This window comes from Serratia sp. Z4, from assembly GCF_009900725.1.
Classification (GTDB): domain Bacteria; phylum Pseudomonadota; class Gammaproteobacteria; order Enterobacterales; family Enterobacteriaceae; genus Serratia; species Serratia nematodiphila.
The window spans coordinates 100,136-115,451 of record NZ_JAAABD010000003.1 but is presented as its reverse complement, the minus strand read 5'-3'; the positions used below and the strand labels follow the sequence as shown (position 1 = coordinate 115,451).

At 61.9% G+C, this 15,316-nt stretch carries 13 protein-coding genes; 8 read left to right on the top strand and 5 right to left on the bottom strand.

All coding sequences use genetic code 11. From position 1 onward, the window contains the following. Positions 1-15: 15 nt before the first annotated feature. The 3 genes from GT753_RS14475 (at position 16) to GT753_RS14465 (ending at position 3,214) form a co-directional block, all read left to right on the top strand. Positions 16-1,203, top strand: coding sequence for an MFS transporter (locus GT753_RS14475; RefSeq protein WP_015376520.1), 1,188 nt, complete (start codon positions 16-18; stop codon positions 1,201-1,203). Next, positions 1,200-2,312 (top strand): class II histone deacetylase, encoded by a 1,113-nt coding sequence (locus GT753_RS14470; RefSeq protein ID WP_076740916.1) that lies wholly within the window; start codon positions 1,200-1,202, stop codon positions 2,310-2,312. Before GT753_RS14475 ends, GT753_RS14470 begins: the two co-directional genes overlap by 4 nt. Positions 2,313-2,407: 95 nt before the next feature. After that, complete coding sequence (locus GT753_RS14465; RefSeq protein WP_033631711.1) at positions 2,408-3,214, top strand: alpha/beta hydrolase; 807 nt, start codon at positions 2,408-2,410, stop codon at positions 3,212-3,214. Between the two features lie 46 nt (positions 3,215-3,260). On the opposite strand, the gene GT753_RS14460 is transcribed toward GT753_RS14465, so the two are convergent. From GT753_RS14460 to GT753_RS14450, 3 genes are all read right to left on the bottom strand, one after another. Beyond that, positions 3,261-3,626: a cupin domain-containing protein gene (locus GT753_RS14460; protein ID WP_015376517.1), complete on the bottom strand. Its 366-nt coding sequence runs from the start codon at positions 3,624-3,626 to the stop codon at positions 3,261-3,263. 18 nt (positions 3,627-3,644) lie between these two features. Beyond that, positions 3,645-4,946 carry an FAD-binding oxidoreductase gene (locus GT753_RS14455; RefSeq protein WP_015376516.1) on the bottom strand — a complete coding sequence of 434 codons (1,302 nt, stop codon included), beginning with the start codon at positions 4,944-4,946 and terminating at the stop codon, positions 3,645-3,647. A gap of 101 nt (positions 4,947-5,047) precedes the next feature. Then, complete coding sequence (locus GT753_RS14450; protein ID WP_049239747.1) at positions 5,048-5,806, bottom strand: LuxR C-terminal-related transcriptional regulator; 759 nt, start codon at positions 5,804-5,806, stop codon at positions 5,048-5,050. A 229-nt stretch (positions 5,807-6,035) separates the two neighbouring features. Between GT753_RS14450 and GT753_RS14445 the strand changes: the two genes are divergently transcribed. Further along, the gene (locus tag GT753_RS14445; RefSeq protein WP_160125722.1) at positions 6,036-7,163 is read left to right on the top strand and encodes an iron-containing alcohol dehydrogenase; all 1,128 of its coding nucleotides are present in this window, start codon (positions 6,036-6,038) and stop codon (positions 7,161-7,163) included. A 258-nt stretch (positions 7,164-7,421) separates the two neighbouring features. Here the strand turns inward: GT753_RS14445 and GT753_RS14440 are convergent, their stop codons facing one another. Continuing rightward, positions 7,422-8,351 (bottom strand): LysR family transcriptional regulator, encoded by a 930-nt coding sequence (locus GT753_RS14440; RefSeq protein WP_021505270.1) that lies wholly within the window; start codon positions 8,349-8,351, stop codon positions 7,422-7,424. A gap of 135 nt (positions 8,352-8,486) precedes the next feature. On the opposite strand from GT753_RS14440, the gene GT753_RS14435 reads away from it, so the two are divergent. The 4 genes from GT753_RS14435 to GT753_RS14420 all read left to right on the top strand — a co-directional run bounded on the left by GT753_RS14435 (position 8,487) and on the right by GT753_RS14420 (position 13,961). Beyond that, a complete protein-coding gene (locus tag GT753_RS14435) occupies positions 8,487-9,827 on the top strand; it encodes an aspartate aminotransferase family protein (protein WP_033645668.1) in 1,341 nt (446 codons plus the stop codon). Between the two features lie 10 nt (positions 9,828-9,837). Continuing rightward, the gene (locus GT753_RS14430; protein ID WP_160125721.1) at positions 9,838-11,346 is read left to right on the top strand and encodes a CoA-acylating methylmalonate-semialdehyde dehydrogenase; all 1,509 of its coding nucleotides are present in this window, start codon (positions 9,838-9,840) and stop codon (positions 11,344-11,346) included. A 126-nt stretch (positions 11,347-11,472) separates the two neighbouring features. Then, on the top strand, positions 11,473-12,849 hold the full coding sequence (locus GT753_RS14425; RefSeq protein ID WP_004933229.1) for an APC family permease: 1,377 nt from the start codon (positions 11,473-11,475) through the stop codon (positions 12,847-12,849). Between the two features lie 2 nt (positions 12,850-12,851). Next, positions 12,852-13,961 (top strand): P1 family peptidase, encoded by a 1,110-nt coding sequence (locus GT753_RS14420; RefSeq protein ID WP_004933232.1) that lies wholly within the window; start codon positions 12,852-12,854, stop codon positions 13,959-13,961. Positions 13,962-14,019: 58 nt separating this feature from the next. Here the strand turns inward: GT753_RS14420 and GT753_RS14415 are convergent, their stop codons facing one another. After that, on the bottom strand, positions 14,020-15,204 hold the full coding sequence (locus GT753_RS14415; RefSeq protein WP_160125720.1) for a hypothetical protein: 1,185 nt from the start codon (positions 15,202-15,204) through the stop codon (positions 14,020-14,022). Positions 15,205-15,316 lie beyond the last annotated feature (112 nt).

The following is a 15,316-nucleotide window of genomic DNA, read 5'->3' as shown; positions in this document are numbered from 1 at the left end:
TTGGGGAAAAGGTTTATGTCCAGTGATTCGGTTTCCGCGCCCGCCGTCGGCGCGGCGCTCCCCTGCCCGCCGCGGCTGCTGACCGCCATTATCGTCTTCGCCGCCATTGCGCCGGGCATTCTGATGACCGCCCCCGCCGTGGCCGCCCAGCTCGCGACTCAGTGGCAACTCGGCCCGGCGCAGATCGGCCACCTGTTCTCCACCGAACTCGGCGCCATGAGCCTGGCCACGCTGCCGGCGTGGTGGTGGATCGGGCGCATCAACTGGCGGCGGGTCGCTACGCTGTCGGCGCTGGTGTTTATCGCCGGCAACCTGGCTTCGGCGCTGGTGCAGGATTTCACCCTGCTGCTGCCGCTGCGCTTTATCGCCTCGCTGGCGGGCGGCACCCTGATGATCCTGTGCATCACCTGCGCCGCCGGCACCGCCAACCCCAGCCGGGTGTATGCCTTCTGGGTGCTCGGCCAGCTGGTGCTGGGCGCGGTCGGGCTGCTGGTGCTGCCGCCGCTGTTCGCGCACTTCGGTCTGATGGCGGTCTACCTGATTTTGGCGGCCATCATGCTGTGCTGCCTGCCGCTCATCCCGGCGTTCCCCAACGGTTTTACCGCCGCCCGCGCCGCCCGCAGCGGCCCCGCCGCCTCGCTGGCGCGCAAGCTGTGCGCCGTGCTGGCGGTGCTGACCTTTTACATCAGCCTGAGCGCGGTCTGGACCTTTATCGGCGGCATCGCCGCCGGCGCCGGGCTGTCGCCGGCCCACAGCGGCCAGGTGCTGGCCGTCGCCACCTTGCTCGGCATCGTCGGCGCCGGCGCCGCGGCGCTGATCGGCGCGCGCTTCAGCGGCGGGCGCCTGATCGTACTGGGGTACGCCCTGCTGCTGGCCAGCGTGGCGCTGCTGACAGGCCAACCCCTGCTGCTGCGCTTCGCCCTGGCGGCCCTGCTGTTCAAATTCACCTGGACCTTCGTGCTGCCATTCATTCTGGCGCGGGTCGCCGGGCTGGATAACGACGGCAAGCTGATGAACGGCATCAACTTGGTGATCGGCGGCGGTATGGCCATCGGCCCGACGCTGGCCGGCTCTTTAATCGAATATTCCGGCGGTTTCAACGCCTTGCTGTTCGGCGCGCTGGGCTGCGCGCTGCTGTCGCTGCTGTTGATTTCGCTGGCTTCACCGCGCGCACCGCGCCGTATAACAGGAGGAGAAAGGTGAAAAAAACAACCGGTTTCTTGTTTGATGAACGCTGTTTCTGGCACAGCACCGGCCTGCACGCCACCACCCTGCCGGTCGGCGGCTGGGTGCAACCGCCTTCGGGCGCCGGCCACGCCGAATCGCCGGAAACCAAGCGGCGCATGAAGAATCTGATGGACGTGTCCGGCCTGTCGCGCCAACTCACCCTGCTGAGCGCCGAACCGGCGACGGAAGAAGACCTGCTGCGCATCCATCCCGCCCACTACCTGCAGCGCTTCAAACAGGTGAGCGACAGCGGCGGCGGCCTGCTGGGGGAGGAGGCGCCGCTGGGGCCGGGCAGCTATGAAATCGCCAAACTCTCCGCCGGACTGGCCTGCGCGGCGGTGGAGGCGGTGCTGCAGGGCGAGCTGGATAACGCCTATGCGCTGTCACGCCCGCCGGGCCACCACTGCCTGCCGGATCAATCGATGGGCTTCTGTTTCCTGGCCAATATTCCCATCGCCATCGAGCGCGCCAAGGCCCGCTACGGTCTGGGCAAGGTGGCGGTGCTCGACTGGGACGTGCACCACGGCAACGGCACCCAGCATATCTATTGGCAGCGCGGCGACGTGCTGACGCTGTCGCTGCATCAGGACGGCTGCTTCCCGGCGGGCTATTCCGGCGAACAGGATCGCGGCGAAGGCGCCGGGGCAGGCTGCAATGTCAACGTGCCGATGCTGGCCGGCGCCGGCGACGACGGCTACCTGCACGCGATGCGGCGCATCATTATCCCGTCGCTGGAAAAATTCGAGCCGGAGCTGATCATCGTCGCCTGCGGCTACGATGCCAACGCGCTCGATCCGCTGGCGCGCATGCAGCTGCACAGCGACAGCTTCCGCGCCATGACCGCGCTGGTGCAAGACGCCGCCGACCGGCTGTGCGGCGGCAAGCTGGTGATGGTGCATGAAGGCGGCTACGCCGAATCCTACGTGCCGTTCTGCGGGCTGGCGGTGATGGAGCAGCTGAGCGGCGTGCGCACGGAAGTGCAGGATCCACTGCTAGAGTTCATCCAGCAACAGCAGCCGCGCGACGCCTTCAATCGCTTCCAGCGCGAAGCGCTCGACGAACTGGCGCGCCAGTTCGGCCTGTAATCCCCTCTCGAGCGGGCGCCGCATCCGGCGCCCCTGACAAGCTCCCCGCCAGCCGCTACGCTGAAGGGCAACCCTACCACCATGAGAACAATAACATGTCCGAACAAACCGTCAGCTTTATCAAAGGCCGCCACGGCGACATCGCCGTGCACGACTGGGGAAACGACAAGCCGCGCTATCTGGCGCTGCTGGTGCACGGCTACGGCGAGCATCTCGGCCGCTATCAATACGTGGCGCGCACGCTGCAGGCGCAGGGGGCGCGGGTATTCGGCCCCGATCATCTGGGCCACGGCCTGTCGCAGGGCGAGCGCGTGCTGATCGAGGATTATGACGCCGTCGTCGACGACGTTCAGCGCGTGGTCGAGCATCTTCGCCAACAGTATCCGACGCTGCCGCTGGTGGTGATCGGCCATTCGATGGGCGGCATGATCGCCACCCGCTACGTGCAGCGTTATGGCGAGGAGGTGCGCGCATTGGTGCTGTCCGGCCCGCTGCTCGGCGACAGAACGGCGATTTCCGATCTGGCCGAGTTGCCGACGATCCCCGACGCGCCGCTGGATACCGCCACCCTGGCGCGCGATCCGGCGGTTGGCGCGGCGTATCAGGAAGATCCGCTGGTGTGGCACGGGCCGTTTAAGCGCCCCACTCTGCGCGCCATGCAAAGGATCCTCGCCGCCATCAACGCCGGGCCGGGGTTCGGCGCGCTGCCTACGCTGTGGATCCACGGCGACGACGATCGGCTGGTGCTGATGAGCGAAACGCAAACCGCGCTCGATCGTCTGCAGGGCGACGATTTCGAACGGATGATCAACACGGGCGGGCGGCACGAGAGCTTTAACGAAACCAATAAGGATCAGATCCTCAAGCGGGTAACCGACTTTATTGCGCGGGCGTTAGGCTAAGGCGCTCCCCCTCGGCATTCAGCCTGCTGAGGGGGGCATGACGGCGTCAGCCCTCGACGATGGCGAGGTAGTGTTTGACGAAGCGATCCGAGGTGATGTCCCAGCGCACCGGGGTGCCCTTCTCGACGAACCAGGAATCGCCGGCCTGATACTGCACCGATTCGCCGGTGCGTTCGTTGGTCAGGGTGGCGCTGCCTTCCCACACCGTGGCGTGCTCGGCGAACGGGTACTCCATCACGAAGCTGCCGCGGGTGCAGCTGAACACGCCGCAGTTCAGGTTGTCGGTCGGTTCGCCGAAGATGCTGGCCACGCCGACGTTTGGCGTGCCGGCGATCACCGTGGCGCCCAGGTTGCTGACGCTGCCGATCTCCAGCAGTTCCGGCAGCGGTTGTTTAAGCAGTAACGGTTTCATGTCATTCTCCTCTGAGGATTAACGGCGGCCTTTCCAGTAGCCGGATGTCTGGTGCCAAACCTTACCGGCGGTGGTCATCACCCGCCGCAGCTTGTCTTTGCCGAAGATGTTGACGTGCGGGATCGAGCTCATCAGATCGTAACGATCGGATCCTTCGCTCATGCCCTCCGCCAGCACCTTGCACACGATGTGGCTCGGCGTCACGCCGAAGCCGGAGTAGCCCTGCACGTAAAACACGTTGTCGCGATCCGGCAGCGTGCCGATCTGCGGGAACAGGTTGGCGCTGCAGCACAGCGGGCCGCCCCAGGCCAGATCGATCTTCACGTCTTTCAGGTACGGGAACACCTTCAGCATCAGGTTGCGGTTCCAGGCCTTGAGATCCGACGGGAAATATTCGATCAGGCGGGTGGCGCTGCCGAACAGCAGCCGGTTCTCATTGGTCACCCGGTAATAGTCGATCACCGGGCGGATGTCGCTGTAGGCGCCGCGGATCGGGCTGATCTGACGGATCAGATCGTCAGACAGCGGCTCGGTGGCCAGCTGGAAGGCGTAGGTGTTGATGGTCTTGCGGTAGATCTGCGGTTCCATGCCGTTGAGAAAGCCGTTGCAGGCCCACAGCATCTTGTTGGCGCGCACCGAGCCCATGGCGGTGCGCACCGTGATGCGCGGCCCGTACTCCACGTTGAGCACGCTGCTGTTCTCGAAGATTTTCACCCCGTAGCCGCTCAGCGCCTTGGCCTCGCCCAGCAACAGGTTGAGCGAATGCACGTGGCCGCCGCCCATGTGTTTCAGCGCGCAGGTGTAGGCGTCGGAGCCCACCACCTGCTTCACCTCCGCCCCGGTGTAAAGCTCGATCTCCTCTTCCGGCGCCACCGCCCTGAACTCCTTCAGCCAGCCGCGCAGGGTCTTCTCCTGACGCGCGTTGCTGCCGAGATAGCCGTAGCCGAAGCAGAAGTCGGCGTCGATGTCATATTTCTTGATGCGCTCGCGGATAATGCCGGCGCCGAGGTTGCTGATCTTGAAGATGGTTTCCAGCCCGGCCGGGCCGACGTGGCGTTTGATCTTCTCCAGATCGTGGCCGATGCCGGCCATCACCTGGCCGCCGTTGCGCCCGGTGCCGCCGTAGCCCAGATAGCGGCCTTCGAGGATGGCGATGTTGGTGATGCCCTTCTCCGCCAGCTCCAGCGCGGTGTTGATACCGGAGAAGCCGCCGCCGATGATCACCACGTCGACGTCCAGATCCTCTTCCAGCGTCGGGAAGCGCAGATCGTATTTTTTGGTCGCCGCGTAGTAGGTTAAGGACTCGATTTCGTTGTTCACTGTCGCACTCCCGATTGCCTATGCCATGACATCGGATTATCGGGAGGCAGCAGCCGTGCCGCTATGTCCCCTTAGGGACATTCGCTACAAAAAATTAACATTCACGCGCTGCGCCGCTGCGGGGCGGTCAGCAGCAGGCTGAACAGTTCGGCCTGCGAGCCGATGTTCAGCTTGCCGTAGATGTTCTTGCGGTGATTTTTTACCGTGCCGAGGCTGATGAACAGCCGGTCGGCGATCTGCTGCGAACCGCAGCCGGCGAGGATCAGATCGACGATCTCGCGCTCGCGCGGCGTCAACAGATAGCGCGCCTGCGCGCCGTCGTGGTTCTCCGTGTCGGCCTCGGCCGGTGCCGCCACCACTTCGCCGTGCAGCCGCGCCACGCTTTTTACCAGCGTCAGCGCGCTGCGCAGATCCGCCCGCTGCGGGTAACGCACCGCCACCGTGCGGCGCGCCGAGCCGAAAAATACCCCCAGCCCGCGCTCCGGCGTCAATTGCAGCAGCACGCCGGCCTCGTCGTGCCAGCCGGTCTTGCGATAAAAGTTACGGTAATAGTCGCTGTGATAAAACCCACAGGGCGCCAGCTGGCGCAGCGTCAGCACCTCGCCTTCGCCGCCGTCGTTCAGCGCGCGGTAAAACGGATCCTGCAGGTAGGCGCCCTGCTGGTAGATCTGGTTGACCGCGTCGCTGTTTTCCCGCTCGGTTTTGATCAGGCAGCGCGGCGGCCGGCCGCGTTCGAAGGCATAGACGATGGCGTTGTCGAAGGCGAAAAACCCTTCCAGCCAATTCAACAGGCTGGGATAAAAGCGCGGGCTGGCCACCGCATCGATCACCGTAGACAAGCGTTCAACCTGAATATCCATACCCGCCTCGCCATTATTAACACATTAACAATCTACCGATTTCGGATGGGGTTGGCCGCACGACGGCCGGTACTGTTAAAAAAAGCATCCGGCGCGCCGAAATGCAAGAACGAGATCGTTTACATGTTAAACAACTCACAGGTTGCCGCAGCGGGGAAAGCGGTGGCCGCTCCGCGCCCGCTGGCTTATGCTGTGGCATCGCGCCCCGCAACGCCGTCAAGGAGACCTCATGTCCGTCAGCCATATCATCGCCAACCGCCAGACCTGGTTCGGCCACGGCAGCATCCAGCAGCTGCCGCCGCTGCTGCTGGCCGATCCGCAGCCGACGCTGCTGTTCAGCTGCCGCTCTTTTCTCAACGGCCCGGTGTACGCCGGCCTGCGCGAAGCGCTGACGCCGCTGCTCATCGGCACCGAGATCGTCAGCCACGAGGCGTCGCCGCAGGAAATAGACGCCTGGGTGGCGCGCTGGCGCGGCCAGGCGCGGCGCGTGGTGGCCATCGGCGGCGGCAGCGTGCTGGACGCCGCCAAGGCGTTCTCCGCGCTGGTGGAGCACCCGCTGCCGACGCTGCGCTATATGGAAAAGGTGGGCGACAGCAAAATCAGCGGCGCCACCCTGCCGCTGATCGCCATTCCCACCACCGCCGGCACCGGCAGCGAGGTGACGCAGAACGCGGTGATCACCGATACCCAGGTCAGAAAAGTGAAAGCCTCGCTGCGCCATAATAACTTCGTGCCGCACACCGCCATTCTCGATCCGCAGCTGCTGGCCGGCGCGCCGGACAAGGTGCTGGCCTACTGCGCCATCGACGCCTTCACCCACCTGTTCGAGGCCTATCTGTCGAAAACCGCCGGCGCCATGACGCGCGATATGTCGCTGAGCGGCATCCGCCACTTCCTCGCTGCCTGGCCGGCGCTCAACCGCAGCGACGCGGCGCGCGAAGCGATTATGCAGGCTTCGTACCTCGGGGGGCTAACGCTGAGCGCCGCCGGGCTGGGGGTCATTCACGGCATCGCCGGCGAGATCGGCGCGCTGCGCGACTACCATCACGGCCAGGTCTGCGGCCGCCTGCTGCTGCCGTTCCTCACCCTGCTGGAAAGCAGCGAACAGCCGCAGCAGCGCGCGCTGATGGCCGAGCTGGCCGCGCGCCTGTACCCGCACTGGCAGGGCAGCCCGGAGAGCTACCTGACCGATTTCATCACCCGCCACGCCATCGCGCCATTCTGGCAGGACGATTTGCCGATTTCCGGCCAGGAATTGGCGGTGGCGCTGGAGAAATCCAACAGCAAGAATTCCTGGATCGACTATGCGCCGGCGCAGCGGCAACGGATGATCGAAGAGGCGTTTCGCGTCGCATGATGATATCTACCCTAAATAGTTGGAGCTGCATCCCGGCGGCAAGAGGCGGCTCGCCAGGAGCTTACTCAAGTAAGTGACTGGCGTACGCACTCGCAGCCAACACAGATGCAGTTTCAAGTATGACGGGTATAATCAGACCAACGCACTAGCAGGAGTAAGGAAATGGGCATCATCGGCTGGATCTTCGCCGGCATCGCGGTCGGCATCCTGGTCGGCGCGCTGATCAGAATCTTCGGCAAGAAGAAAGAGCAGTAAGCGTCACGCTGTTCCGTGGGCCGCCAGCAGGCACTCATGGAACAGCTTCACCACCCGTTGCGGCACCGGCGAGCGGCGCAGCACGCTGGAGTATTCGCAGTGATAGCGGAACAGCGCCGGTTTGATCGCCCGCATCAGGTTCTGCGCCACAAAAAACGCCGCGTAGTGATCCGGCAGAAAGCCGACGTATTTGCCGGACAGAATTAACGTCGCTATCGACTCCTGCGCAAACCCCGTCGCCTTGCGATGCAAATGTTGCTGCAGGCTCAGTTCCATATTCGGCGAATGATAGCCTAATCCGGCGAAGGCATAATTGTGCAGCAGATCCCAATTTAATGTTTCATGGGGGCCGGAAAATAATTCATGCTGCGCGCCGCAATATAAGAACATCCTCTCACTGAATAACGAATGATAAGATAAACTTTCCGCGCTGCGGTGCATGGGAATAACCCCAACCTGAAATTGCCCGTCAATAACGCCGCGTTCAATGGTATTAATCGGCTCCACATACATTTGCAAAGAAACCTCCGGCGCGCGCTCGCTGAATAACGCGATAGCCCGGCCGATCTGCGCCTGCGGATTGCTGACCGTATGGTCGAATATCGCCACGTGCAGCTGCCCGCCCATGCGCTGGTGCACCTCGTCCACTCCGCGACGGAAGGCCTCGGTGGCCGCCAGCAGGTTGACCGTTTCCTGGTAGATCAACAGCCCCTCATCGGTGACCGCAAAGCCCTCGCGCCCGCGCTGGCACAGCGTCAGGCCCAGCCGCTGTTCCAGATCCTTGATGTGCTTGCTGATGGTCGACAGGCTGATATTCAGCTCCAGTTCGGCGGCGCTCATGCCGCCGCAGTCGACCACGGCCTTGAATACCCGCAGCAAACGCAGATCCATATCCGACAATTGTCCCAGCAACGCGCGCTTTTTTACTTGCATAAAACCTTAAGTAAGTTTCGACATATGATTATTCACAGTAGAGAACAAGCGGTACATAGTCAATTTCGCACAACAATTCGTTAACAACTCATTTTATTTAATTAATCGCACTTATTTTCCTGCCCGGAGGAAAACATGGCCGCTGAAAATTATTCGCTTAATCGTCTCGATGCCGCAGGGTTAGAAGCCCATTGGATGCCTTTTACCGGCAACCGCAATTTTAAAGCGCAGCCGCGCATCATTACTCAGGCCGCAGGGGCGTATTACACCAGCCACGACGGCAGAAAGATTTTCGACGGCCTGTCCGGATTGTGGTGCTGCGGATTGGGGCACGGCCGGCAGGAAATCACCGACGCCGCCCAGCGCCAACTGGCGACGCTGGATTACTCGCCGGCGTTTCAGTTCGGCCACCCGCTGTCGTTCGAGCTAGCCAACAAAATCAAAGCGATGACGCCGGCGGGGCTGGATTACGTGTTCTTCACCGGCTCCGGCTCGGAAGCGGCGGACACCTCGCTGAAAATGGCGCGCGCTTACTGGCGCGCCAAAGGCCAGGCGGGCAAAACCTGCTTTATAGGCCGGGAAAAGGGCTACCACGGCGTTAACTTCGGCGGTATCTCAGTCGGCGGCATCGCCGGCAACCGCAAGACGTTCGGCGCCGGCGCCGAGGCGGATCACCTGCCGCATACCCTGCTGGCCGGCAACGCCTTTTCGCGCGGCATGCCGCAACAGGGGGCGGAGCTGGCGGATGAGCTCAGCCGCATCATCGCGCTGCGCGACGCCTCGACGATCGCCGCGGTGATCGTCGAACCTTTCTCAGGCTCCGCCGGGGTGATCGTGCCGCCGGTCGGCTATCTGCAGCGCCTGCGCGAGATCTGCACCCAGCATGACATTCTGCTGATCTTCGACGAAGTGATCACCGCCTTCGGCCGCTGCGGCGCGATGACCGGCGCCGAGGCGTTCGGCGTCACGCCGGACATCATGAACATCGCCAAACAGGTGACCAACGGCGCGCAGCCGATGGGCGCGGTGGTGGTGCGGCCGGAGATCTACCGCACCTTCATGAACGGCGGCGAGCCGGACTACCAGCTCGAATTCCCGCACGGCTACACCTACTCCGCCCATCCGGTCAGCTGCGCGGTCGCGCTGGCGACGCTGGACATCCTGCAGCGCGAACAGATGGTGGAGCGCGTGCAGGCGCTGGCGCCCTATTTCGAGCGCGCGGTGCACAGCCTGCAGGGGGCCAAACACGTCGCCGACATTCGCAATATCGGCCTGGCGGCCGGCATCACGCTGGCGGCGCGGCCCGGCGAACCGGCGCGGCGCCCCTTCGAGGCGGCGATGCGCTGCTGGGAAAGCGGATTTTACGTGCGCTACGGCGGCGACACTCTGCAGTTGGCACCGCCGTTCATCAGCAGCGAGGCGCAGATCGATGCGCTGATCAACGCCGTCGGCGACGCCCTCAACGCCACCGAATAAGGAGAGAATCATGACCATTACCCATTGGATCAACGGCGAGCCCGCCGCCGGCGGCGAACGCAGCCAGCCGCTTTACGACCCGGCCACCGGCCAATCGGCGCAGGAGGTGCAGCTGGCCGACCGCGCCACGGTGGAGCGCGCCATCGCCGCCGCCGAACAGGCCTATCCCGCCTGGCGCGATACCCCGCCGCTGAAACGCGCGCGCATCATGATGAAGCTAAAGGATCTGCTGGAGCAGCATGCTGACGCCGTCTGCCAATTGATCACCGCCGAGCACGGCAAAGTGCTCAGCGACGCCCTGGGCGAACTGCAGCGCGGCATCGAGAATATCGAATACGCCGGCTATGTGCCGGAACTGCTGAAAGGCGAACACAGCAAAGAGGCCGGCCCAGGCATCGACAGCTGGAGCGAGTTTCAACCGCTGGGGGTGGTGGCGGGCATCACGCCGTTCAACTTCCCGGCGATGGTGCCGCTGTGGATGTGGCCGATGGCGGTCGCCTGCGGCAACACCTTCGTGCTGAAGCCTTCCGAGCGCGTGCCCTCCGCCGCGCTGTATATCGCGCGGCTGGCGGCGGAGGCCGGGCTGCCGCCGGGGGTGCTCAACGTGGTCAACGGCGATCGCGAAGCGGTGGAGACGCTGCTGCATGACGGGCGCATCAAAGCAATCAGCTTCGTCGGTTCGACGCCGGTGGCGGAACACATTTATCACACCGGCTGCGCGCAGAACAAACGGGTACAGGCGCTGGGCGGCGCCAAGAACCATGCGGTGGTGCTGCCGGACGCCGATATCCCCGGCGCGGTCGGCGCGCTGATGGGCGCAGCCTTCGGCTCCTGCGGCCAGCGCTGCATGGCCATTCCGCTGGTAGTGGCGGTGGGCGACGGCACAGCTGAAGCGCTGATCGCCGGGCTGCGGCAACAGATGGCCGCCATGCGCGTCGGCCCCGGCAGCGACAACCGCAACGACATGGGGCCGCTGGTGACCCAACAGCATTATCAGAAGGTGAAAGGCTATATCGATCAGGGCGTGGTCGAAGGCGCCGAGCTGCTGGTGGACGGCCGCGAACTGCGCGTGATCGGCGCCGACGGCCGCCCCAGCCAGGGGTATTTCCTCGGCCCGACGCTGTTCGACCGCGTGACGCCCGGCATGCGCATCTATCAGGAAGAGATCTTCGGCCCGGTGCTCGGCGTGGTGCGCGCGGCGTCGCTGCAAGAGGCGATGGCCTTGATCGACGCCCACGAATACGGCAACGGCACCTGCCTGTTCACCCGCGACGGCGAAGCGGCGCGTTACTTCTCCAGCCGCATTCAGGTCGGCATGGTGGGGATCAACGTGGCGCTGCCGGTGCCGGTGGCCTACCACTCGTTCGGCGGCTGGAAGCGCTCGCTGTTTGGCGATCTGCACGCCTACGGCCCGGACGCCGTCAGGTTCTACACCAAACGCAAAACCGTGACCCAGCGCTGGCCGGCCTCCGGCGACGCCCGGCGCGCCAGCTTCAGCTTCCCGTCGGGGCAGGGGTAACACATAAGAACAATAAACTTCCGGGGAGCAAAGCTCCCCGGCATTTCGCGCGCTCCATTTGATTCCTGCGTACAGCCTGTGCAGCAAAACAATAATTCACTCACACGTTAATGGAGTCGTTACCCCATGAAAGAGTCCGCCCCTGAACACACCTTCAAAGGCAATCTCAGCGTCCTCGACGTGGTGATGATCACCGCGTCCGGCGTGACGCCGGCCAGTTCGATCTTCGTCATCGCCCCGCTGGCGATCGCCAGCGCCGGCAGCGGCGCCTTTCTGTCGTTTCTGATCGCCGCCTGCGTCGCCGCCACCATCGCGCTGTGCTATGCCGAGCTCGGCGCCGCGCACCCCAGCGCCGGCGGCGAATACAGCATCATCAAACGCCTGTTCGGCACCCTGTGCGGGTTGCAGACCTACCTGTTTATTCTCAGCGCCGCGCTGTTCGTGCCGGCGGTGCTGGCCACCGGCGCCGTGCCCTATCTGAATACCGCACTGGGCACCTCATTCGACGCCTCCACCGCCGGCATGATCACCGTGCTGATCGGCGGCGCCTGCGCCATTTTCAACATCAAGGCCAACGCCCTGCTGACCGGCGCCTTTCTGGTGGTGGAAGTGGCGGTGCTAGCGCTGATCGCCTGGCTCGGTTTCAGCCATCCGCATCAAAGCGCGGAGATCCTCACCGCGCCGGTGATGCTGGACGCGCAAGGCAGCCTGGCGCCGGTGTCGCTGCCGCTGATCGTCGCCATGGTCGGGGTCGCGCTGTTCTCCTACAACGGCTACGGCGCAGCGGTGTACATGGCGGAAGATATGCGCGAGCAGGGCAAACCGATGGCGGTCGCGATCATGCTGACGCTGGTCATCGTGGTGCTGGTGGAGCTGGTGCCGTTCACCGCCCTGCTGATCGGCTCGCCGTCGCTGACGGAGATGGCCAAACAGGCCGACCCGGTCGGCTATGTGGTCACCCAGCTCGGCGGCCCGACGCTGGCGCGGGTGGTGAGCGGCGCGATTTATCTGTCGGTGTTCAACGCCATTATCGCCATCGTGGCGCAGTTCAGCCGCATGATGTTCGCCAGCGGGCGCGACGGCTTCTGGCTGCCGGCGTTCAACCGGGCGCTGAAAATCATCCACCCGCGCTTCGGCACCCCCTGGATCGCCACCCTGCTGTTCGGCGTGCCCTCGGCGCTGTTGGCGTTTTGCTCCGATCTCGAATCGCTGACCTCGTTCACCGTGATCCTGCTGCTGCTGGTGTACATCATCATGGCGGTGGCGGCGCTGATCAGCCGCCGTCGCCGCCACTTCCATCACCCGTACCTGATGCCGCTGTGGCCGCTGCCGGTGCTGGCGGCGCTGCTGTGCTGCCTGTACGTGCTGTGGACGATTTTGATCGCCAGCAGCCTGAAAGACTTTATTATCATTGCCGGCATCATCGGCTTCGGGCTGGCGCTGAACCATCTGCGCGGCCGCCAGACGGCGCCCCTCGCCGCCCCCTCAATAGAAGGAGAATAACCATGACGCAGCGCGCTCAGGATCTGGGCATTATCATCGGCCAGGGCACGCCCGGCCCGCTGAACGCCATCACCGACGTGCCCGGCGTGCGCGTCGGCCATGCCAGCCTTCATGCCGATTTGGCGGACGGGCGCAGCGTGCGCACCGGCGTGACGGTGATCGAACCGCGCCCCGGCTCCGCCCGCCACGCGCCCTGCTTTGCCGGCGTGCACGTGCTGAACGGCAACGGCGACGCCACCGGCCTGGAATGGGTGCGCGAAGCGGGGCTGCTGACCAGCCCGATCGCCTTCACCAACACCCACAGCGTAGGGGTCGTGCGCGATGCGCTGATCGCGCTGGAACGCGAAGCGTTGCCCGCGAGCGACAACGCGGTGTACTGGAATATGCCGGTGGTGATGGAAACCTTCGATGGCCTGCTCAACGACATCAACGGCTTTCACGTCAAGGCCGAGCACGTGCGCCAGGCGCAGCAGGCGGCCCGTGGCGGCTTGCCGCAGGAAGGCGCGGTCGGCGGCGGCAGCGGCATGATCTGCCATGAATTCAAAGGCGGCAGCGGCACCGCATCGCGCCGCTTGCCCGCCGATCAGGGCGGCTGGACGGTGGGCGCCATCGTGCAGGCCAACCACGGCAAGCGCGAGTCGCTGCTGGTGGGCGGTTATCCGGTGGGCCGCCACCTGGGGCATATCCCCTCGCCGTTCACGCCGCAGTTGCCGCATCCCGGCATGGGCTCCATCGTGGTGGCGCTGGCGACCGACGCGCCGCTGCTGCCGCACCAGTGCGCGCGCCTGGCGCAGCGCGCCAGCATCGGCATCGCCCGCACCGGCGGCGGCACCGAGGATTCAAGCGGCGATATCTTTATCGCCTTCGCCACCGGCAACGACGGTCTGCCGCCCGCCGACTACGCCAATAAAGGCGCCTTCACCACGCCGCTGCGCATGGTGAACAACGACTATATTTCGGCGCTGTTCGCGGCGGCGGCGGAAGCGGTAGAGGAAGCGATCGTCAATGCGCTGCTGGCGGCCAATAGCGTCAGTGGCAACGGCCATCGGGCGGAAGGGCTGAGCGCCGAGCAGCTGGTGACGGCGCTGGAGAAGGCCGGCTGGCGGCGGTAAAAATGCTTGCGGGAAGATATAATCTACCCGCAACATTTCATCATTGCTATGTAACTAACTAATTTTTATAGCCATAAAAAAAAGTTGATTCCAATACATCTTGTTGTAAGGATGGCGTATCACTAAGAGCAATGCATTTTTTAGTTTCTTTTTCTAAATCCACATGCATACCTTTCTTTATATAATTAATAATTAGCATTCTCTCCTGCAAGAATGCCTTCACAACCTTAGGGTAATTAGGTGGACAAACAAGAATCCTTCCTCCAGAACGAAAGCCGATCGCCCCCGCAATCAAACTCCCCCCCTTATAGTCAAACCCATTTTTCATACAACTAAAGCCGCTATCTAAACTCCAATCAACCTTATCAATCAAACGGTTGTCGAAATCATTTTTATTTATATGAAAGATGTGAGTATCAACATCAATGATTCCAAAAAACTTCAGAGAGCCATACTGAGCATATAAAAAAGCACCGGGGATAGCAATGAGCATTATATACACACCAAAAACCACCGACAGAACAAAGTCATCTTTTTTATTTCTTTTACTATTTTTTTTGCCAGGTAAGAACAAGACTAAGCCAGGAAGTAGCTGAATCATCAGCAAGGTAAACATTGCGAGTAACTGACTCCATGATTCAGAACTACCCATATCACTAAGACTCATGATAATTACCATGAAAAACAATGAATAGATAGACAACCCCATGGCAATCGATGTACTTTTTAATTTACTCCCCTCAAAACCAAACATAAACCTTGTAATTATAAAGAACATCAAAAAAATTAAGATGATTGTCATACCAATAATCAATAACACCCCCTTAATTTCACTAAAAAGGATGGAGAGCAAGAAAATGATAAAAACCGAAAAGAAAAATGACATAAGAAGGCAAAAACAAGGCTCCAAATCTCTACGACCAACCTTTTCATATCGAATTAAGAAAATCAATAAAGAAGGTGCATAGAGAAAGAAAGCCAATGCCATTGTGCTCAAAGTTACCGATATTGAAAAAATAATAAATGTATTGAACCCTCCCAGAGAGTCCCAAATAAAGTCACGTCTACCGATGGAGTAAAGATATATCCAATAATTTAAGAAACCTATCGTGAACGCAGTAATAGTAACTAACTTCCACTGTTCATTAAAGATGGAGAATAGCTGCTTTACTCCACCATTTCTTTTTTTATTATTCTTTTTTATTCGTTCAAGTAGCAGATTTTTTTTATGAGCATGTTCCATTGCCTAACCTATATCATTGCATTGAATATAGGAATCGTACATCCTAAACACACCTCAAACAACCTAATGAGGTATGAATACCAGAATTCATACCTCATTAGTCATAGCCAAT